Source organism: Pseudomonas sp. R3-41, assembly GCF_054161485.1.
The window spans coordinates 4,349,355-4,370,024 of sequence record NZ_CP096421.1 but is presented as its reverse complement, the minus strand read 5'-3'; the positions used below and the strand labels follow the sequence as shown (position 1 = coordinate 4,370,024).

Below are 20,670 nucleotides of genomic sequence, written 5' to 3'. Positions count from 1 at the left end.
GCGGTGGCGGTAAGCTAATTTACTGGAACCGCTTTATTGACCGAAAGGAGATATGGAAATGCGTGATTTGACGTTGGCTGAAATCGAGATGATCAGTGGGGCTGTAGGTCCATTGGGGGCAGTCGCTGGCGCTGCAGCAGCGGGGGCGGGGTATGTTGGAGCGCAGGCAGGAAGCGGCTCATCGGCCACTTGGACAGGAGCGGGTGCAGCTATGTTAGGTGGCGCGGTGGCTGGATTTTTTACGCCCACTACCACCGCACAAGCGGCCGGGGCAGCGATGTTAGGTTTTTATGGCGGTATGGCGGGAGGGTATGTGAGTCGGGGGCTCGGAAATACTGCTGCCTAGCTTCTTAACTTGAATTCGCAGATGGAAGTCCGTGGTTGCACTGTATGGGCGCGTGGCCGCAATGCGGGGTGGACTTCTATCGCGAACTTTAGCTTGTGACAAAAGGTTGCAAGCTCGTGGTTGGGTTTCTTGGTTTTATAGTATTCGGATTTGTTTGTGGTGATGTCTGGAGGGTTTTTTGTAATTGGTGTGGGGTGTCAATTAATTATTGAGGAGGTGGGGTGAGCGCGTTTTCTTGGAGTGAGGTCTGTATGGTGTTGGCTACGGGCGGAGTGTGGGGAGGGGTGGCGCTTCTTGTGATGGCAGCTGTCTGTTTGTTAATTAAAAAAATTACTGGGTTTGAGTTTTCTCAGTCGGTTAAGTATCTGGTTTTCATGGGGGGTGGCTTCATCATGGTGCGCGTATGTTCAGATAATATGCCTATTCGCTTGTGTGGCTGAATAGCTGGTGAAATATAGTGTCAGTGGGTGTTGCCATTTTTTCACAAAGGCCGTTCCTGATTCGGCGGAGGCACGATGGAGACGTTTTCCTGGCGTGAACTTTGTATAGGGTTCATGGATGTTATGTTGGGGCTTGTCGTTATTTTTCTATTGATGACTATTTTTTTATTGCTAAAACGATTGGCTGGGTTTGAGTTGCATCCACCCGTCAGGTTGGTGGTACTTGTTATTTTTGCCATTTTCTTGATGAAAGCCTGCTCGGAAGATGTATCTGTCCCCATGTGCGGCTCAGTTGCCGGTTGGAAGGTCTAAGATGAGTACCGAGTCGCGCCAATCGCGAGCAAGCTCGCTCCCACAGGGATCTTCGCCGGGCCCAAAATTCAAGGCCAATGTAGATCCACTGTGGGAGCGAGCTTGCTCGCGATGAGGCCCGCCCATGCACCGCAAAACGCTCTGGCGATTGACCCGCCCCCACACCCTGCGTAGCCTTGCGCCTTCGAGGTTCTTCGGCATGCGCCGGAGCTAAGAAGGGAACGCGGTCCAAGCCGCGGCTGCCCCCGCAACTGTGAACGGTGAGGTTTCTGCAAGGCCACTGTGCATGCCCTTTTGCCAAAGGCGCACGGGAAGGCGCAGCAATTGCCAGTCGAAAGACCGGCCCGCCGTCAGCCAGGAGACCTGCCTCGAGACAGATTCTCACTACAACCGGGCGGGGTGATCCGGTGGCGAAATCTTCCGCACGCCTGTGCCAGCGGTTGTCGTCCCGTTTGCCCGCCACCTTGCCAAAGGGCATCCGATGAAAACACTGGCCAAACTCCCCGTCACCATCGTCACCGGTTTCCTCGGCTCGGGTAAGACCACCTTGCTGCGGCACATGCTCGACAACGCCCAGGGCCGGCGCATCGCCGTGATCGTCAACGAGTTCGGCGAGCTGGGGATCGACGGTGAGATCCTCAAGCAGTGCACCATCGGTTGCACCGAAGAAGAAGCCAACGGCCGCGTCTACGAACTGGCCAACGGTTGCCTGTGCTGCACGGTGCAGGAAGAATTTTTCCCGGTGATGCGTGAGTTGGTGGCCCGGCGTGGCGACCTCGACCACATCCTCATTGAAACCTCCGGCCTGGCTCTGCCCAAGCCACTGGTCCAAGCCTTCCAATGGCCGGAAATCCGCAGCGCCTGCACCGTCGATGCGGTGATCACCGTAGTGGACAGCCCGGCCGTGGCCGCGGGTACCTTTGCCGCCTTCCCCGACCAGGTCGACGCCCAGCGCAAACTCGACCCGAACCTGGATCACGAATCGCCGCTGCACGAATTGTTCGCCGACCAACTGGCCAGCGCCGACCTGGTGATCCTCAACAAGGCCGACCTGATCAGCCCTGAAGACCTGGCCAGGGTGCGCCTGGAAGTCGCCGAAGAACTGCCGCCAGCGGTCAAGGTCATCGAAGCCAGCAGCGGTCGCCTGCCACTGGACGTGCTGATCGGCCTGGGCGCCGGTTCCGAAGAACACATCGACGGCCGCCACAGCCATCACGACCATCACCATGACGGCGACGACGATGACCACGATCATGACGCCTTCGATTCCATTTCCATCGAACTGCCCCAGGCCGACGAAAGCCTGCTGCTGGATGCACTGACGCAACTGGTGGTCCAGCACGGCGTGCTGCGGGTCAAGGGTTTCGCGGCGATCCCGAACAAGCCGATGCGCCTGTTGATCCAGGGCGTCGGTACGCGCTTCGACAAGCATTTCGACCGTCAGTGGGGCGCCGAGGAAGCGCGGGTCACCCGTCTGGTGCTGATCGGCCAGGCGCTGGATGCCGCGCTGCTCGAAGCGCAGCTGCGCGCCGCCCTCAGCGCCTAAGCCATGCACCTGCTCAGGACCCAGCCCGGCGGTTTCGTTTCGGATGACAACATTGCCGACCTGGGGCAAACCCCCGCCGAACTGGTGATCCTGTGCAGCGGCGATTCCAGCCTGGCGCTATTGGCCGAAGCAGCGCGGCAGTTGCCGGACGACTACCCGCAGTTCCGCCTCGCCAACCCGATGCAGGTGCAGAACCACGCCTCGGTGGACCTGTATTTCGAAGACGTGCTGCAACACGCCAAGGTGATCCTGTTGTCGCTGCACGGCGGCATCGGCTATTGGCGCTACGGCATCGAGCGCCTGATGGAACTGGCTGGACGCGGGGTGAAGCTGATCCTGGTGCCGGGGGATGACCGTCCGGACCCGGAGCTCAGTGAGCTGAGCAACGTGGCCGTCGAGGATCGCGACCGGCTCTGGCAGTTCTTGCGCCAGGGTGGCCTGGGCAATGCCCTGGACTTGTTTCACAACCTCGGCAGCCAATGGTTCGGCCGCGATTATCCGTGGGGCGAGCCGCAGGCTTTGCCACGCACGGCCATCTATCACCCGGCGAAAACCAGCGCCAGCCTCGGCGATTGGCAAGCCGACTGGCAGGTCGGGCAACCGGTGGCGGCGGTGCTGTTTTATCGCTCCCACCTGCAGGCGGCGAACACCGCGTTCATCGACGTGTTTTGCCAGCGCCTGCAAGCGGCGGGGCTCAATCCGCTGCCGATTGCCGTGGCCAGCCTCAAGGAGCCGGCTTGCCTGGCGCGGGTCGAGGACTGGCTGGACGAAGTGGAAGCGGGGGTGATCCTCAACACCACCGGCTTCGCTCAATCCAGCCCCGAAGCCCCACATCTGCGACCGTTTCGCCGCAATATCCCGGTGATCCAGGCCATTTGCGCCCAGGACAACGAACCCGGCTGGCGCGCCAACGAGCAGGGCTTGGGACCACGGGACCTGGCGATGCACATTGCCTTGCCGGAACTGGACGGACGAATCATCAGCCGCCCCATCAGTTTCAAGGACTTGGCCTGGCGCAGCGAACGCAGCCAGAGCGACGTGGTCTGCTACCGCGCCGCGCCCGAGCGCATGGATTTTGTCGCCGCACTGGCCCAGCGCTGGACCACCCTGGCGCGCCTGCCCAATGGGCAAAAGCGAGTGGCGTTGATCCTTGCCAACTACCCGACCCGGGATGGGCGCATCGGCAACGGTGTCGGCCTGGACACCCCGGCGGCGGCGCTGAATATCCTGCGGGCCTTGCAGGCCGAGGGCTATCCATTGCCGGCCGAACTGCCGGCGAGCGGCACTGCGTTGATCCAGCAATTGCTCGGCGGTGTCAGTAACGACCTGGACAGCCTCGACCTGCGCCCCTGCCACCAGAGCCTGGCCCTCGATGCCTACCAATCCCTGTTCGACGCGCTGCCCGAGGCCAATCGCCAAGCGGTGCTGGCGCGCTGGGGCTCGCCCGAGCAGGACCCGATGTTCCGCGACGGGCGCCTGATGGTCGCCGGCCTGCGCCTGGGCCTGACGTTTGTCGGCATCCAGCCGGCGCGGGGTTATCAGGTCGATCCGAGCGCGGTGTACCACGATCCGGACCTGGTACCGCCCCACGGTTACCTGGCGTTTTATTTCTGGTTGCGCCACGCCTACGGCGTCCACGCAGTGATCCACGTCGGCAAGCACGGCAACCTCGAATGGCTGCCGGGCAAGGGCGTCGGGCTCTCGGAAAACTGCTGGCCGGACGTGCTGCTGGGGCCGCTGCCGAATATCTATCCATTCATCGTCAACGACCCGGGCGAGGGCGCCCAGGCCAAGCGACGGACCCAGGCGGTGATCATCGACCACTTGATGCCGCCGCTGACCCGGGCCGAAACCTATGGGCCGCTGCGTAACCTCGAGCTGCTGGCCGACGAATACTACGAGGCGCAATTGCTCGATCCGCGCCGCGCCCGGGAACTGCAACGGGACATCCTCAACCTGGTGCGCGAGACGCACATCGACCGTGAGCTGCAACTGGATGCCGCCCTGGACAGCGATGCCGACGCGGCGATCTGGCTGCCACGCCTGGACACCTATCTGTGCGACTTGAAGGAGTCGCAGATCCGCGACGGCCTGCACGTTTTTGGCGAGTCGCCCAGCGGGCGGCTGCGCATCGATACGTTGCTGGCGTTGCTGCGCATTCCCCGGGGCGATGGCAAAGGCGCCCAGTCGAGCCTGCTGCGAGCGTTGGCGAAGGCGTTCGGGCTGGGCTTCGATCCGCTGGATTGTGCCTTGGCCGAGCCCTGGACGGGGGAGCGCCCCGACGCGTTGCGTCAGGTCAGTACCGAGCCTTGGCGCACCGCCGGTGATACTCGCGAGCGCCTGGAGTTGTTCGCGGCGCAGTTGATCGAGCGGGCGCTGGACGGTGTCGTCGAGCCACTGGAGGGGGTGGGCTGGGAGACGGTTTTCGACATTATTGAAAACCTGCGGTCCATCGTGGCCCCGCGCCTGGACGCCTGCGGCCCGGCGGAAATGCGTGGCCTGCTCGATGCCCTGGGCGGGCGCTTCGTACCGGCCGGCCCCAGCGGCGCGCCGAGCCGCGGGCGTCTGGACGTGTTGCCCACCGGGCGTAACTTTTTCTCGGTGGACGTGCGCAACCTGCCCACCACCACGGCGTGGCGCATCGGTTTCCAGTCGGCGAACCTGATCCTTGAACGGCACTTGCAGGACCACGGCGATCACCTGCGCCAACTCGGCCTGTCGGTATGGGGCACCGCCACGATGCGCACCGGCGGTGACGATATTGCCCAGGCCATGGCGTTGATGGGCGTGCGTCCGGTGTGGGCCACCGGCAGCCAGCGGGTCGATGACTTCGAGATCCTGCCGCTGAGCCTGCTGGACCGGCCCCGGGTCGATGTCACGTTGCGGGTGTCCGGGTTCTTCCGGGATGCCTTTGCCAACCTGATCCGCTTGTTCGACGCCGCCGTGCAGGCCGTCGCCGCCCTTGATGAGCCGAACGACATGAACCCCTTGGCGGCCAAGGTGCGCAGCGAGCGCGAAGCCTTGCAGGCGTCGGGTCTTGAGCCGGAAGCCGCGGCGCGCCAGGCCGGCTGGCGGATTTTCGGGGCCAAGCCCGGTGCCTATGGCGCGGGCGTGCAGGGTGCGATTGACGGTCGTTTGTGGCAGAGCCGCGAGGACCTGGCCGAGGTGTACCTGAACTGGGGCGGCTACGCCTACGGTGCCAGCGATGAAGGCACCGCCGCCCGGGAGCAGTTCTCCCGGCGCTTGAGCCAGGTGCAGGCGGTGTTGCAGAACCAGGACAACCGCGAGCACGACCTGCTCGACTCCAATGATTACTACCAATTCCAAGGCGGCATGCTGGCGGCGGTCGAGACCCTCAGTGGCGATGCGGCGGCCAGTTACCATGGCGATCACAGCCAGCCGGACTTGCCCAGGATTCGTACCCTGAAGGAGGAACTCAACCGGGTCATCCGTTCCCGCGCCGCCAATCCGAAGTGGATCGACGGCGTGAAGCGGCACGGCTACAAAGGCGCGTTCGAACTGGCGGCGACGGTGGACAACCTGTTTGCCTTCGATGCCACAACGCAGTTGATCGATGACCATCAGTACGCCTTGCTGGCCGATGCCTACCTGCTCGACCCGGACACCCGGGAGTTCGTTCGCCAGCACAACCCCGACGCCCTGCGGGACATGACCGAGCGCATGCTCGAAGCGCAGCAGCGAGGGATGTGGCAGGATCCAGGCGAGTATCGCGAGGCGTTGGAAAATTTGTTGTTGGACATTGAAGAGGATGGCTGAAGTACCTTTGTGGCGAGGGAGCTTGCTCCCGCTGGGTTGCGAAGCAACCCCAAAAGCCGTGACTCAATCCATCTGTCAGACCGAGGTGCCCGATTCGGGTCTGCTGCGCAGCCCAGCGGGAGCAAGCTCCCTCGCCACAGGGGACTATCGAACACTCATGAGACATTCAACATGACCCACACCCCCCATTTTCCACTCTCCGCCGTGGTCGGTGCCGATGACCTGAAACTGGCCCTGTGCCTGGCCGCGATCGACCCGAAAATCGGCGGTGTGCTGATCGAAGGTCCGCGGGGCATGGCCAAGTCCACATTGGCCCGGGGCCTGGCGGACCTGCTGGCCAGCGGTCAGTTCGTCACCTTGCCCCTCGGTGCGACCGAAGAGCGGCTGGTGGGCACCCTGGACCTGGACGCGGCGTTGGGGGAAGGGCGCGCGCAGTTTTCTCCCGGCGTATTGGCCAAGGCCGACGGTGGCGTACTGTATGTCGATGAAGTGAACCTGCTGCCCGACCACCTGGTGGATCTGCTGCTTGATGTGGCCGCCAGCGGCACCAACCTGGTCGAGCGTGACGGCATTTCCCATCGGCACTCGGCGCGCTTTGTACTGATCGGTACCATGAACCCGGAGGAGGGCGAGCTGCGTCCGCAGTTGCTCGACCGTTTCGGTCTGAACGTCGCCCTCGATGGTCACACCGCACCGGCCGAGCGCGGCCAGATCATTCGGCGGCGGTTGGATTTCGACAGCGATCCGTTGACGTTCTGCACCGAGTGGGATACGGCCCAGCAGCAGTTGCGCGAACGCTGCCAACAGGCGCGTGAGCGCTTGGCCGGGATCGCCCTCGATGATGCGGCGCTGGCGCAGATCACCGAGCGTTGTTTTGCCGCTGGGGTCGATGGCTTGCGCGCCGACCTGGTCTGGCTGCGGGCGGCCCGGGCCCATGCCGCCTGGCGCGGCGCCGCGGCGATTACCGACGAAGATATCGATGCGGTCGCCGAGTTTGCCTTGCGGCACCGGCGGCGCGGGCATTCGGCACCGGCACCGGCGCCGTCCCAGACGCCGGCGGGGGCGGGGGCGGGGGCGGAAAAAACCGCTGAACCCAACGAAGGCCAGGGCCAGTGGGGCGACCTGCCAGCGCGGGCATTGCCGACCGGGGCCCGGCGCGACGTGCCGAGCTGGCCAAAAAAGCCCTAGGCATTCGCCCCCGTTCGCCGGCGGGGGCGAATGCCAGACCCCGCGCCGGACGTCTCGACCAGGGTCGCCAGGGCCGGAGCAAAGCGGCGGCCAGCGGTGCGGTGAACTGGCCGGGGACGTTGCTCAACGGCCGACCACGCCGACATGAAGATTTGCGTTGGCACGATCGCCATCGGTCTCCCCATGAGCTGTGGCTGGTCATCGTCGATGCGTCGGCCTCGACCCGGCGTCACCGCGCCTTGAGTGACGGCAAAGGCCTGTTGGCGCAATTGTTCGACGACGCCTACCGACAACGCGCCCGCTTGGCGCTGCTGACAGCCAGCGGCACGCAACCGAACTGGCAGGTGCAGGGGCTAAAGGCCTCGGCCGGTCTGCGCGACTGGCTCGATGGCTTGGGTGCAGGGGGCGGAACGCCGTTGCTGGCGGCGTTGAACGAGGCCGGTCGCTGGCTGGTGGCGCGGCGCAAGCGCTACCCGGCGGAGCAGCAACGGGTGCTGGTAATGACCGACGGACGCGTCAAGGAAGGGCTTTCACCGCCGGTCCTCGATTGCCCGTGCCTGTTGATCGACATCGAAAGAGGCCCGATTCGCCTGGGCCGGGCCCGGCAGTTGGCGGGGCTGTTGGGGGCTGAGTATCGGCATATTGATGAAGGGGTTCCTAATTGAGATTTGCGGTGGCCTATCTGGGCTCATCGCGAGCAGGCTCGCTCCCACATTGGTTCTGTTGAGAACACAAAGCCAATGACCACCACAGCTCTTCCTGTGGGAGCGAGCCTGCTCGCGAAGGCATCACCTCGGTTCTGGATATGCCCACCCAGCCCGCATCACTGCACTATGCTCAGCCAGCCCCTCACAGGAGTGAACCATGCGCGTACTCGTCACCAATCCCCAGGACGATTTTCGGGTCAAGGCCTATGCTGGCACCAACGGCGTGCTGCTCGCCATGGACCTGGCTGAACACCGGCGCCAGGGCTTGCTGGGCTTTGCCATCGAGAAGCAGCAGGGCAACAAGCCCTGGCTGTTCCTGTTCAACAGCCTGACCTTCCCCGACAAGGCCCATACCTTTCCCCAATTCCATGCCACCCCCAGCGACAAGGCGCCCCTGCAGAAATTTCGCTGGGCCGACTACGCCGTCAACCCCGGCGTGACGATCCATTACCGTGTGCACCTGGCCTATGGCAGCCCCGAGGCACCGCAGTTGGGCGAATCCCTGGAAGTCACCGTCACCAGCGACGACGGGCAACCGACCAACCAGCGCGTGATTTTCAACCGTGCCGTGGCCGCCAGCCAGGCGTTCCAACGCAAGTTTCCCGAACTGGACGCGTTGATCGACGCCAACAAGCACCTGTCCATCGACGACTGGCCCGACGCCCCGCGTCGCTGGCTGGAAAACGGTTTGCTGGGGCGCTTGATCGGTTTCATCGACCGGGCGCTGGATGCCAGCTGGGCCTTGGATGTCGCTATCTATGAATACGAGTTGCCAGTGATCGTCGACGCGGTGACCGCCGCTCACGCTCGTGGCGCCCGGGTGCGAGTGCTGTATCACGCCGAGCCCGGGGACGACACCACGGCACGCAACGAAGCCAGCTTGGAGAGCATGCCGGCGGCCAACAAACGCGGGCGGGTCACCCACAACATTTTCCATAACAAATTCATTGTGCTGAGCAAGGTGCAGGGCAGCGGTTCGTTACAACCGGAGGCCGTGCTGTGCGGCAGCACCAACTTCACCGCCAACGGTGTCTACCGCCAGGCCAACGTCGTGCATGTGCTGGACGATCCTCGGATCAGCAGCAGCTATCTCAAGGTGTTCGAGCAAATCTGGGCGACACCCCAAGATGTCGATGCCACTCGCCAATGGTTGAACCTGAACAACGCCATGGCGCCCCAAGAGGCGTTGTTCGCCGGGTTCTCGCCGCGCACCGGGGAGGGCGACCTGGATCGTTTCGTCGACATCATCAAGGGGGCGCGAAAGGACCTGTTGTTCGTCACCGCCTTTGTATTGCCCGACCGCATCCTCGACGCCTTGCTCGGCGCGCCCAATGACGATGTGCTGCGCTATGGCCTGCAAAACACCCGGAGCCGCATCACCGGCTTCCATGCCGACCGCACCGCCGAGTTCGCCGCCACCGCGTTGCTCAACACCGGCCTGGAAGGCTGGCTGCGGGAAAATATGAAAGGCCAGAAGGGCAATCTGCTGGTGCACACCAAGGCCATCGTCACCGACTTCACCAGCGACACGCCGACCATCCTCAGCGGCAGTCACAACCTGAGCGCCGCGGCCAGCAGTGGCAACGACGAGAATTACCTGATCATCCAGGGCGACACCGACCTGGCCGACCGCTATGGCCTGGAACTGCTGCGTTTCTATGAGCATTACCGCTTTCGCTACTTTGCGAAAAAACTCGCCCTCAAGCAGGTCAAGCCGCTGGCGGTGGATGACAGCTGGAGCGATGACTATTACCGCGAGGGGGATTTGCGGATGTTGTCCCGGGTGAGGTTTTGCGGACGTTAGGTGTAAGTAGTTGATCAGGTGCTAGCATAGGGCGGCCTATTGGCCTGGAAGCTGCCATGAAACCCTGTCACGGAACGTCAACTCTACTTCGTACCAGTGTAGCGATCCTGTTGTTGGCCCTGGGGACTTCGGCCCTTGCCGCCAATCAACCGTGTTCCGGGCGCAAGGGCGGTATTGCCGGGTGTGACGGCGATACTTTCTTGTGCAACGACGGTTCCATCAGCGCTTCGAAGAAGTCCTGTTCCGCGGTGCTGGGGCTTCGCAACGACGCCCGGCCGCAATCGCTGCTCAAATCATCCGACGGCTGCCAGTGCGGCAGTGGCAATTACTGCGTCGGGCCCCGGGGCGGGGTCTATTGCCTCACGCCTGGCGGCAGCAAGAGTTACAAGCGCAAATAGCGCGCCCTCTCACGCCTAAAAACACCGCTGATTCATTGTGGGAGCGGGCTTGCTCGCGAAGAGGCCGGCACATTCAAATTCTTGGTTGCCTGGCACGCCGCTTTCGCGAGCAAGCCCGCTCCCACATGTACCTATTCGCAATTCCACTTCTGCGTTGCGCTCGCCGTTTCGTTTCGGTGCAGTTGCACCGGGTTGGGTCCTTGCTACCCGCCAGCCGTGGTCAACGGTAGCAATGGCGGTGCGACCTGCAGGACGCCGTCAATCGTCTTGTTTTCCATCTCTCTGATTTCCCTCAATTTCTATTTTTCTCACCCAGGGCCGTCGAGCCTGTGGCACACTTTCTGCTGTCTATTCCGTTGTTACATACCATGTTCCGGTATAGCGGAATAAACTCACTCTGGAGTGCTTGCCATGCAACGCCGACCTTCCTTGTTCAAAGCGTGTGTTTTTCTCTTCGTGGCCACGACGGCTGCCATGGGGGTCGCTCAGGCGGCCGACAGCAAGCTGGACAGCGTGCTGCAGCGGGGGAAATTGATCGTGGGCACGGGCAGTACCAATGCGCCGTGGCACTTCCAGGGAGCGGATGGCAAGTTGCAGGGCTTCGATATCGACATCGCGCGCATGGTCGCCAAGGGCCTGTTCAATGACCCGGAGAAAGTCGAGTTCGTGGTGCAGTCGTCCGATGCGCGGATTCCCAACCTGCTGACCGACAAGGTCGACATGAGCTGCCAGTTCATCACCGTTACCGCCAGTCGCGCCCAGCAAGTGGCATTCACCCTGCCGTACTACCGCGAAGGCGTGGGCCTGCTGCTGCCGGCCAACAGCAAGTACAAGGAAATCGAAGACCTCAAGGCGGCGGATGACGACGTTACCGTGGCGGTGCTGCAGAACGTGTACGCCGAAGAACTGGTGCACCAGGCGTTGCCCAAGGCCAAGGTCGACCAGTACGACAGCGTCGACCTGATGTACCAGGCGGTGAACTCCGGCCGTGCCGATGCCGCCGCCACCGACCAGTCCTCGGTCAAATACCTGATGGTGCAGAACCCTGGGCGCTACCGCAGCCCGGCCTACGCCTGGAGCCCACAAACCTACGCCTGCGCGGTCAAGCGCGGCGACCAGGACTGGCTGAACTTCGTCAACACCACCTTGCATGAGGCCATGACCGGTGTGGAGTTCCCCACCTACGCGGCGTCGTTCAAGCAGTGGTTCGGCGTCGAGCTGCCGTCGCCGGCGATCGGTTTCCCCGTTGAATTCAAATGACCCTGTGAGCCCGGGGCGCCCTTTGTGGGCGCACCGTCGAAGGTACTGCCGACCATGAATTATCAGTTGAACTTTGCCGCCGTCTGGCGCGATTTCGACACCTTGCTGGCGGGGCTCGGCCTGGGGCTTTCCCTGGCGCTGGTGTCGATCGCCATCGGTTGCGTGATCGGCCTGGCGATGGCGTTCGCGCTGCTCAGCAAGCATCGCGTGTTGCGGGTGCTGGCGTCGGTGTATGTCACGGTGATCCGCAATACGCCGATCCTGGTGCTGATCCTGTTGATCTACTTCGCCCTGCCAAGCCTGGGCATTCGCCTGGACAAGCTGCCGTCGTTCGTCATCACGCTCTCGCTGTACGCCGGGGCCTACCTGACCGAAGTGTTTCGCGGCGGGCTGTTGAGCATTCACAAGGGACAGCGTGAGGCGGGATTGGCCATCGGCCTGGGCGAGTGGCAGGTGAAGGCCTACGTCACCGTGCCGGTGATGCTGCGCAACGTATTGCCGGCGTTGTCGAACAACTTCATCTCGCTGTTCAAGGACACTTCCCTGGCGGCGGCGATTGCCGTGCCGGAGCTGACTTACTACGCCCGCAAGATCAACGTGGAGAGCTACCGGGTGATCGAAACCTGGCTGGTGACCACGGCCCTGTATGTCGCGGCCTGTTACCTCATTGCCATGCTGCTGCGGTATTTCGAGCAGCGCCTGGCGATCCGCCGTTAGGAGTCTGCCATGTACGAATCCCCCAGTTGGTTGCATGAGTTGTGGGTCGCCCGGGACACCCTGTGGGCCGGTTTCCTGACCAGCGTGCAGTGTTCGCTGTTGGCGATTGTGTTGGGCACCTTGATCGGTGTCGTCGCCGGGTTGGCGTTGACGTACGGCCGTGTCTGGATGCGTGCGCCGTTTCGTTTCTACGTCGACCTGATTCGCGGCACGCCGGTGTTCGTGCTGGTGCTGGCCTGCTTCTACATGGCCCCGGCCCTGGGCTGGCAGATCGGCGCGTTCCAGGCCGGCGTGCTGGGCTTGACGCTGTTCTGCGGCTCCCACGTGGCCGAGATCGTGCGCGGTGCCTTGCAGGCATTGCCCCGTGGACAGATGGAAGCGAGCCAGGCTATCGGCCTGACGTTCTACCAGGCGCTGGGTTACGTGCTGTTGCCCCAGGCGTTGCGGCAGATCTTGCCGACCTGGGTCAATTCCTCCACGGAGATCGTCAAGGCCTCGACCTTGCTGTCGGTGATCGGCGTCGCCGAATTGCTGCTCAGCACCCAGCAGATCATCGCCCGGACCTTCATGACGTTGGAATTTTACCTGTTCGCCGGGTTTCTCTTTTTCATCATCAATTACGCCATCGAATTGCTCGGGCGGCACATTGAAAAGCGGGTGGCGTTGCCATGACTGACGTTTCGAAACTCTCCAGTACAAAGCTCTCAAACAACCAACCGCTGCTGGACATTCGCGGCCTGCGCAAACAATACGGCCCGCTGGAAGTGCTCAAGGGCGTGGACCTGAGCATGCAGCGCGGCAATGTGGTCACGCTGATCGGCTCCAGCGGTTCGGGCAAGACCACATTGCTGCGTTGCGTGAACATGCTGGAAGAATTCCAGGGCGGCCGGATCGTGCTCGACGGCGAGTCCATCGGTTATGACGAGGTGGCTGGCAAGCGCGTGCGCCACCCCGAGAAAGTCATCGCCCGCCATCGGGCCATGACCGGCATGGCCTTCCAGCAGTTCAACCTGTTCCCGCATCTGACCGCTTTGCAGAACGTCACCCTGGGCCTGCTCAAGGTGAAAAAACTGCACAAGGACGAAGCGGTGGCCCTGGCCGAAAAATGGCTGGAGCGGGTCGGCCTGTTGGAGCGGCGCGACCACTTTCCCGGCCAGTTGTCCGGCGGCCAGCAGCAACGCGTGGCGATTGCCCGGGCGATTGCGATGAACCCCAGCCTGATGCTGTTCGACGAAGTCACTTCGGCCCTGGATCCGGAGCTGGTCGGTGAGGTGCTGAACGTGATCAAGGGCTTGGCCGAAGACGGCATGACCATGCTGCTGGTGACTCACGAAATGCGCTTCGCCTTTGAGGTCTCCGACAAGATCGTGTTCATGAACCAGGGCCGCATCGAAGAACAAGGGCCACCCAAGGAACTGTTCGAGCGGCCGCAATCGCCGCGTCTGGCGGAATTCCTCAAGAACACCCGTTTTTAATCCATTCAGCTATCAATCAATTCAACAAGGAGATACCCATGAGCATTACGCGTTACGGCACCGGCAGCACCGCAGGCGGCGGCCAGCCACGGCCCTTCGCCCGCGCCGTGGAGGCTGATGGCTGGCTGCACGTGTCTGGCCAGGTGCCGGCGGTGAACGGCGAGATCATTGTCGGCGGCATCGTCGAGCAGACCCACCAGACCATGAAGAACCTGGTCGCCATTCTCGAAGAGGCCGGCTACGGCCTGGAAGATGTGGTGCGCTGCGGCGTATGGCTGGAGGACCCGCGGGATTTCTGGAGTTTCAACAAAGTGTTCGGCGAATACTTCAACCCGGAACACGCCCCGGCCAGGGCCTGCGTGCAGGCGAGCATGATGGTCGATTGCAAGGTCGAGATCGATTGCATTGCCTACAAGAAAAAAGGCTGAACACGATATTCTGGAAAATTCGCTTCTGTGGCGAGGGAGCTTGCTCCCGCTCGGCTGCGCAGCAGTCGCGAGAAACTGGGCCTGCTGCGCAGGCCAGCGGGAGCAAGCTCCCTCGCCACAGTAAAGATACATGCGACTATGGGTGAAATTTCAGGAACCGAAAACATGACCGAAGACACCATCAAACGCCGGGCCCGGGGATTGGATCGGGCGTTCGATATCCTCGATTTTCTCAAGGAAATTGGCCAACCGCTGCGCCCGAACGATATTGCCAGCGGCATCGGCAGCCCCAAGTCCACGGTCTATGAACTGGTGGCGTCGCTGTTGGAGCGACGCATCCTCGAGCCGGTGGGCAAGGACGGTCACGTCTACCTGGGCCGCCAGTTGTATTTTCTTGGACAGGCGCACTTGCGGCATTTCGACCTGAGCCGCGAGGCCGACCAGGCCTTGCAGGAGATCGTGCGCCAGACCCGGGAAACGGCGCAGATGTGCCTGCTCAACGGGCGCAAATACACCGTCGCGCTGATGAAAGAAGGCGAGCGGCATTTCCGTATCTCCTCGGACATCGGTGAAAACGCGCCGATCCCATGGACCGCGTCCGGGCGCCTGCTACTGGCGCATCTGAGCGACCAGCAGATCGTCGACCTGATCGACCCCGACGATTTCATCCTGCCGGACGGCGAGCGCCTGCCCCTGGAGCAATTTCTCAAGGAAATCCGTCAGGCCGGCCTCGATGGTTTTTTCTCCTTCGACAGCGTCGCCGATACCTTCACCCATTGCTTCGCCGCACCGGTCAAAGACCCCGGCGGCGTGGCCATCGCCACCCTGTGCATCGTCGCCCCACGGGCCGACGCCAAGAACAATTACGCCGACTACCGCCGGGTGCTGATCGAAAGCGCCAACAACCTGGCCCGTCGCATCAATGAATAGACAGCAACGGCACTAGCGGCCGTGCGCGAGGAGTTCGAACATGTCATCTGCCATCCTTAATGCCGGCGTCGAGAAGGGCGCTGCCACCGTCGGCGCCCACCTGCTGCGGGACGTCAGCCTGCCAGCGCTGGTGCTGCACCGCGCGGCCCTGGAGCACAATATCCGCTGGATGCAGGATTTCGTCACCCGCAGCGGTGCCGAACTGGCGCCCCACGGCAAGACCAGCATGACCCCCGCGTTGTTTCGCCGACAGTTGGAGGCCGGCGCCTGGGGCCTGACCCTCGCCACCGCCGTGCAGACCCGTGCCGCCTACGCCCACGGCGTGCGTCGAGTGTTGATGGCCAACCAATTGGTGGGCACGCCAAACATGGCGCTGATTGCCGATCTGCTCGCCGACCCGGCGTTCGAATTCCATTGCCTGGTGGATCATCCAGACAACGTCGCTGACCTGGGCGCTTACTTCGCTTCTCGCGGCGTGCGGCTCAATGTGATGATCGAGTACGGTGTGGTCGGTGGTCGGTGTGGCTGCCGGACCGAAGCCGAGGTGTTGGCCCTGGCCGAGGCGATCCGCAGTCAACCGGCGCTGGCGTTGACCGGTATCGAAGGCTACGAAGGGGTGATCCACGGCGACCACGCCATCAGCGGCATCCGCGCGTTCGCAGCCTCCTTGGTACGGCTGGCGGTGCAGTTACAGGACGGCGGTGTCTTTGCCATCGACAAACCAATCATCACCGCCTCGGGGTCGGCCTGGTACGACCTGATCGCCGAATCCTTCGAAGCCCAGAATGCCCACGGGCGTTTCCTCAGCGTGCTGCGGCCCGGCAGCTACGTGGCCCATGACCATGGCATCTACAAAGAGGCCCAGTGCTGTGTACTGGAGCGCCGCAGCGACCTGCACGAAGGCCTGCACCCGGCCCTGGAGGTCTGGGCCCATGTGCAATCGCTGCCGGAGCCGGGCTTCGCGGTGATCGCCCTGGGCAAGCGCGACGTCGCCTACGACGCCGGGTTACCGGTGCCGCTCAAGCGCTACACGCCCGGATCGGACGCGGTGGTGGGGGACGATGTCAGCGCTTGCAAGGTGACGGCGGTAATGGACCAGCATGCGTTCATGAGCGTGGCGGCGGGGGTTGAGCTGCGTGTGGGCGACATCATTTCGTTTGGGACTTCCCACCCGTGCCTGACGTTCGATAAGTGGCGAGTGGGATGCCTGGTGGATGAGCAACTGAGGGTGGTCGAGGCTATGGAGACTTGTTTCTGAGGCTTGAGACCGAGTCGCGCCCTTCGCGAGCAAGCCCGCTCCCACAGGGGACCTTAGGTGTCACAAATTTTGTGTTCACAACCCCCTAAGTGTGGGAGCGAGCCTGCTCGCGAAGACGGCCTGTAAAACACCGCTGAAATATCAGGAACATCCATGAGCAACCCCACACCCCGCATCGCCCTGATCGGCGAATGCATGATCGAACTGCAACAACGCGCCGACGGCAGCTTGCTGCAAAGCTTCGGCGGCGACACCCTGAACACCGCCGTGTACCTGTCCCGCGCCTTGGGTGACAGGGGCGCGGTGGATTACGTCACCGCCCTGGGCGACGACAGTTTCAGCGATGCCATGTGTGAGCGCTGGGCCGAAGAAAACATCGGGTTGCAAAGGGTTCAACGCTTGCCTGGACGCCTGCCGGGTCTGTATTGCATCCAGACCGATGCGGCGGGCGAGCGGCGATTCCTCTACTGGCGCAACGAAGCGGCGGTGCGCGAGTGTTTTACCACCCCGGCCGCCGCCCCGATCCTGGCCGCATTGCCGGATTACGATGTGCTGTATTTCAGCGGCGTCACCCTGGCGGTGCTCGGCGAGCAGGGGCGGCGCAAACTCATTGAGGCCCTGATCGAGGCACGGCGCCGCGGCGCCCAGGTGGTGTTCGATAACAACTACCGACCACGGCTCTGGGCCTCGGTCGAGGCAGCCCGGGCGGCCTACCGCAGCGTGTTGCCCTACGTCGAGCTTGCGTTTTTGACCGTGGATGACGAACAGGCGCTGTTCGGCCATGTCGATGACGAGGCGGTATTCGCTGCGTATGCACAATTGGGCACGCCTGAAGTGGTGCTCAAGCGCGGTGCCGAGGCCTGTTTGATTCGTTGCGATGGGCAGTCTTATGAAGTGCCTGCCGTGCGGGTAGAGCGTGTAGTCGACACCACGGCGGCGGGAGATTCCTTCAGCGCCGCGTATCTGGCGAGCCGCTTGCTGGGCGGTAGCCCGGTGGCAGCGGCCGAGGCGGGGCATCGGTTGGCGAGCCGGGTGATCCAGATGCCGGGGGCGTTGATTCCCAAGGACTGACATCTCCTTGGAATCAGGTTATGCCTTTGTGGCGAGGGAGCTTGCTCCCGCTCGGCTGCGCAGCAGTCGCAAAAATGGGCCTGCTGCGCAGGCCAGCGGGAGCAAGCTCCCTCGCCACAGGATCGCGTTGTCAGGGCAATTCACTTCAATCCCGGTAGAACACCTGCACCAGGTGATAACCAAACTTGCTCTTGATCGGCCCATGCACCACCCGCAGTGGCTTCTTGAAAATCACCGCATCGATCACCCCGACCATCTGCCCCGGCCGTACTTCGCCCAGGTCACCGCCGCGCTTGCCCGAGGGACAGGTGGAGTATTTCTTGGCCAGCACATCGAAAGCTTCGCCCTTGGCGATGCGTTGCTTGAGCTGTTCGGCTTCTTCGGCGGTTTTCACCAGGATATGGCGGGCTTGGGCTTTCATTGCAGCGGTGACCTGAAGGGTGCGACGGGGCGGCGATTATGCCTCAAGTCAGCCGCCATGGTTGATCATCGTCCGAATCTTGTTGGCCAACAGATCGAGGGTGAAGGGCTTGGCGACCATGTCCATGCCCTGTTCGAGGAACCCTTGGCGTTCGGCGGCTTTCTGCGCGTAGCCGGTCATGAACAGCACTTTTAGCCCCGGGCGGTGCTGGCGGGCGATTTCCGCCAGTTGCCGGCCATTCATGCCCGGCAGCCCGACGTCGGTCACCAACAGGTCGATGCGTTGCTCCGATTCCAGCAGGGGCAGTGCCATCATGGCGTCCTGGGCCTCGAGTGCGGTGTAGCCCAAGGTCTTCAACAGGTCGAGCACCAGCATGCGCACGGCGGGTTCGTCTTCCACCAGCAGTACGGTTTCCCCAGCGATGGCCGGTGGTGCCTCGACCGCCTCCGGCGTGGCGGGTTGTTGGGTCGGCGCAACGTGCAGGCGCGGCAGGTACAACTGCACTCGCGTGCCTTGGCCCGGCACGCTGTCCAGGTTGAGGTGACCACCGGACTGTTGGGCAAACCCGTAGATCATCGACAAGCCCAGGCCGGTGCCCTGGCCGATGGGCTTGGTGGTGAAGAACGGGTCGAAGGCCTTGGCCAGCACGGCGGGGGTCATGCCGCTGCCGTTGTCGCTGACGGCGATCATCACGTAGTCGCCGGCCTTGACCGGTTCCAGGGTGTTGATGTCCGTGCCGTCGAGATAGACATTGGCGGTTTCGACGATCAATTCGCCGCCCTCGGGCATCGCATCGCGGGCGTTGATCACCAGGTTGAGCAGGGCGTTTTCCAGCTGGCTGGCGTCGGTGCTGACCGGCCACAGCTCATTGGCCAGTTGCAGGCGCAGCACGATGTGATCGCCGGTGGTCCGGCTCAGCAGGTCTTCGAGCGAGCGCACCAGCTCGTTGGCGTCCAGCGGCTTGCGGTCCAGGGATTGGCGACGGGAAAACGCCAACAACCGATGGGTCAGGGCCGCGGCACGGTTGGCCGAGGACACCGCCGCTTCGGTGAAGCGGCCGATCTCGGCGGCACGGCCAGCGGCGATGTAGCGTTGCATCAGGTCGAGGCTGCCGAGAATGCCGGTCAGCATGTTGTTGAAGTCATGGGCAATGCCGCCAGTGAGCTGGCCCACGGCTTCCATTTTCTGCGCATGGCGCAAGGCTTCTTCGGCGCGCTCGCGTTCGAACATCTCGCTCTGCAGCCGGTGGTTGGCCTCGGCCAGTTGCTGGGTTCGAGCGATGACCCGTTCCTCCAGCGTTTCGTTGAGGTTGCGCAGGGCTTCCTCGGTTTTCCGACTCTCGGTTTCGTCGATCACAAAGATGTAGAAGCCGTTCACCGCACCATCCGCGCCGTGGCGCGGCAGGTAATTGATCAAGGAATGGCGCGGGCGACCGTCGCGATGATCCGACTGCACGGCAAAGCTGCACGGCTTGCCGGCCAGGGCGTCGGCGATCTGTTGGGCGCGGGCGGCATAGGCCTCATCGCCGAGCACTTCGCGGATGGTCTTGCCGTAGAGCTCCTGCGGAGTCATGCCGTACCAGTCCAAATAGGCGCTGTTGTTCAGCCGGAAACGCTCCTCGCGGTCCACGTAGCTGATGAGGATCGGCATGGCGTTGATGATCAGTTGCAGCTCGGTCTGGCTCTGGCGCAGGGCCTGCTCGGTGCGCTTGCGTTCGGTCAGGTCCAGGGCCGCGCCCAGGAAACGCTTGGGCCGGCCGTGGCGGTCCTTGTAGCAGCGGCCGCGCACATACACCCAGCGCAACTCATTGTCGGGCTGCAGCAGCCGGTACTCCTCGGCGTATTCGGTGCCGTGGGTGATGCAGTGCTTGATGCTGCGGGCAACCATCGCCCGGTCTTCGGGATGCACGCCTTCAAGATAGGCGCTGATGGGCAATTGTCGCGACAGGTCCGGATCGACGCCATGCAACAGGGCGAAATGCGCGTCGGCAATAAAGCGGTCCTCGCTGATGTCCCAATCCCAGGTGCCCAGCGCGTCGGCGGCGGCCAGGGCCAGTTGCAGGCGCTCTTCGCTTTCGTGCTGGGCCTTGAGGCTGGCCTCGGAACGCCGCTCGAACTCCATGGCCAGGCGGCGTCGCTCGCTGGTCTCGATGGCGGTGACCAGAATGCCGGCGACACTGCCGCGTTCGTCACGCACCGGGCTGTAGGTCAGGTCCAGCCAGACATCGCAGAGACGGCCGGCGAAGGGCACGCGCCATCGCTGATCGCGACAAGTGTGGGTCTGGCCTTGTAACACCCGCTGATAAATTCCTTCGGTCGTGCCTTTGAGTTCGGGCCAGGCTGCATGGGTTGGCTGGCCGAACGCCCGAGGGTGTTTGTCACCAGCCAGTCGGCCGAAGGCGTCGTTGTAGAGGTGGGACAGCTGCGCGCCCCACAGCAAGGCCATGGGCATGGGCGAATGGAGCACGATGTCCACGGCGGTGCGCAGGCTCTGGGGCCAGTCCCGGGCGGTGCCCAACGGGGTCTGGGCCCAGTCCACCTGGCTGACCAGGCGTTGTGTATCGCTGCTGGCGGGTGTCGCGTTCATCACGCG

18 protein-coding genes and 1 riboswitch are annotated in these 20,670 nt (G+C 63.1%); of the genes, 16 read left to right on the top strand and 2 right to left on the bottom strand.

Annotated features, from left to right (window positions below; genetic code table 11):
• Positions 1-567: 567 nt before the first annotated feature.
• The 16 genes from M1D99_RS18650 (at position 568) to M1D99_RS18575 (ending at position 17,657) form a co-directional block, all read left to right on the top strand.
• Positions 568-786, top strand: coding sequence for a hypothetical protein (locus M1D99_RS18650; protein ID WP_434570979.1), 219 nt, complete (start codon positions 568-570; stop codon positions 784-786).
• A gap of 75 nt (positions 787-861) precedes the next feature.
• The gene (locus M1D99_RS18645; RefSeq protein ID WP_434570977.1) at positions 862-1,098 is read left to right on the top strand and encodes a hypothetical protein; all 237 of its coding nucleotides are present in this window, start codon (positions 862-864) and stop codon (positions 1,096-1,098) included.
• Positions 1,099-1,268: 170 nt separating this feature from the next.
• Positions 1,269-1,483: riboswitch (cobalamin riboswitch) on the top strand.
• Between the two features lie 96 nt (positions 1,484-1,579).
• Positions 1,580-2,644: a cobalamin biosynthesis protein CobW gene (cobW, locus tag M1D99_RS18640; RefSeq protein ID WP_186706683.1), complete on the top strand. Its 1,065-nt coding sequence runs from the start codon at positions 1,580-1,582 to the stop codon at positions 2,642-2,644.
• A gap of 3 nt (positions 2,645-2,647) precedes the next feature.
• Positions 2,648-6,421 (top strand): cobaltochelatase subunit CobN, encoded by a 3,774-nt coding sequence (gene cobN / locus M1D99_RS18635; RefSeq protein WP_458130583.1) that lies wholly within the window; start codon positions 2,648-2,650, stop codon positions 6,419-6,421.
• A gap of 171 nt (positions 6,422-6,592) precedes the next feature.
• Positions 6,593-7,609, top strand: a complete 1,017-nt coding sequence (locus M1D99_RS18630; RefSeq protein WP_458130582.1) for an ATP-binding protein — start codon at positions 6,593-6,595, stop codon at positions 7,607-7,609.
• 101 nt (positions 7,610-7,710) lie between these two features.
• Positions 7,711-8,274, top strand: coding sequence for a vWA domain-containing protein (locus M1D99_RS18625; RefSeq protein WP_458132151.1), 564 nt, complete (start codon positions 7,711-7,713; stop codon positions 8,272-8,274).
• 199 nt (positions 8,275-8,473) lie between these two features.
• Positions 8,474-10,120, top strand: a complete 1,647-nt coding sequence (locus M1D99_RS18620; protein ID WP_186706686.1) for a phospholipase D-like domain-containing protein — start codon at positions 8,474-8,476, stop codon at positions 10,118-10,120.
• 56 nt (positions 10,121-10,176) lie between these two features.
• Positions 10,177-10,518, top strand: a complete 342-nt coding sequence (locus tag M1D99_RS18615; protein WP_186706687.1) for a YdcA family protein — start codon at positions 10,177-10,179, stop codon at positions 10,516-10,518.
• 411 nt (positions 10,519-10,929) lie between these two features.
• Entirely contained in the window at positions 10,930-11,778 is an 849-nt protein-coding gene (locus tag M1D99_RS18610) for a transporter substrate-binding domain-containing protein (protein ID WP_207961909.1), read from the top strand.
• A 54-nt stretch (positions 11,779-11,832) separates the two neighbouring features.
• A complete protein-coding gene (locus tag M1D99_RS18605) occupies positions 11,833-12,495 on the top strand; it encodes an amino acid ABC transporter permease (protein ID WP_014338685.1) in 663 nt (220 codons plus the stop codon).
• Positions 12,496-12,504: 9 nt separating this feature from the next.
• On the top strand, positions 12,505-13,167 hold the full coding sequence (locus M1D99_RS18600; protein ID WP_053121514.1) for an amino acid ABC transporter permease: 663 nt from the start codon (positions 12,505-12,507) through the stop codon (positions 13,165-13,167).
• Positions 13,164-13,970: an amino acid ABC transporter ATP-binding protein gene (locus M1D99_RS18595; protein WP_458130581.1), complete on the top strand. Its 807-nt coding sequence runs from the start codon at positions 13,164-13,166 to the stop codon at positions 13,968-13,970. Before M1D99_RS18600 ends, M1D99_RS18595 begins: the two co-directional genes overlap by 4 nt.
• Before the next feature lie 38 nt (positions 13,971-14,008).
• On the top strand, positions 14,009-14,398 hold the full coding sequence (locus M1D99_RS18590) for a RidA family protein (protein WP_186706691.1): 390 nt from the start codon (positions 14,009-14,011) through the stop codon (positions 14,396-14,398).
• 165 nt (positions 14,399-14,563) lie between these two features.
• Positions 14,564-15,328, top strand: a complete 765-nt coding sequence (locus M1D99_RS18585) for an IclR family transcriptional regulator (RefSeq protein WP_058543922.1) — start codon at positions 14,564-14,566, stop codon at positions 15,326-15,328.
• A gap of 40 nt (positions 15,329-15,368) precedes the next feature.
• Positions 15,369-16,586: an amino acid deaminase gene (locus M1D99_RS18580; RefSeq protein ID WP_458130580.1), complete on the top strand. Its 1,218-nt coding sequence runs from the start codon at positions 15,369-15,371 to the stop codon at positions 16,584-16,586.
• Between the two features lie 153 nt (positions 16,587-16,739).
• The gene (locus M1D99_RS18575; protein ID WP_458130579.1) at positions 16,740-17,657 is read left to right on the top strand and encodes a sugar kinase; all 918 of its coding nucleotides are present in this window, start codon (positions 16,740-16,742) and stop codon (positions 17,655-17,657) included.
• Positions 17,658-17,802: 145 nt separating this feature from the next.
• Here the strand turns inward: M1D99_RS18575 and M1D99_RS18570 are convergent, their stop codons facing one another.
• A complete protein-coding gene (locus M1D99_RS18570) occupies positions 17,803-18,078 on the bottom strand; it encodes a peptidylprolyl isomerase (RefSeq protein ID WP_003182808.1) in 276 nt (91 codons plus the stop codon).
• 48 nt (positions 18,079-18,126) lie between these two features.
• Entirely contained in the window at positions 18,127-20,664 is a 2,538-nt protein-coding gene (locus M1D99_RS18565; protein WP_458130578.1) for a PAS domain-containing protein, read from the bottom strand.
• Positions 20,665-20,670: the final 6 nt, after the last annotated feature.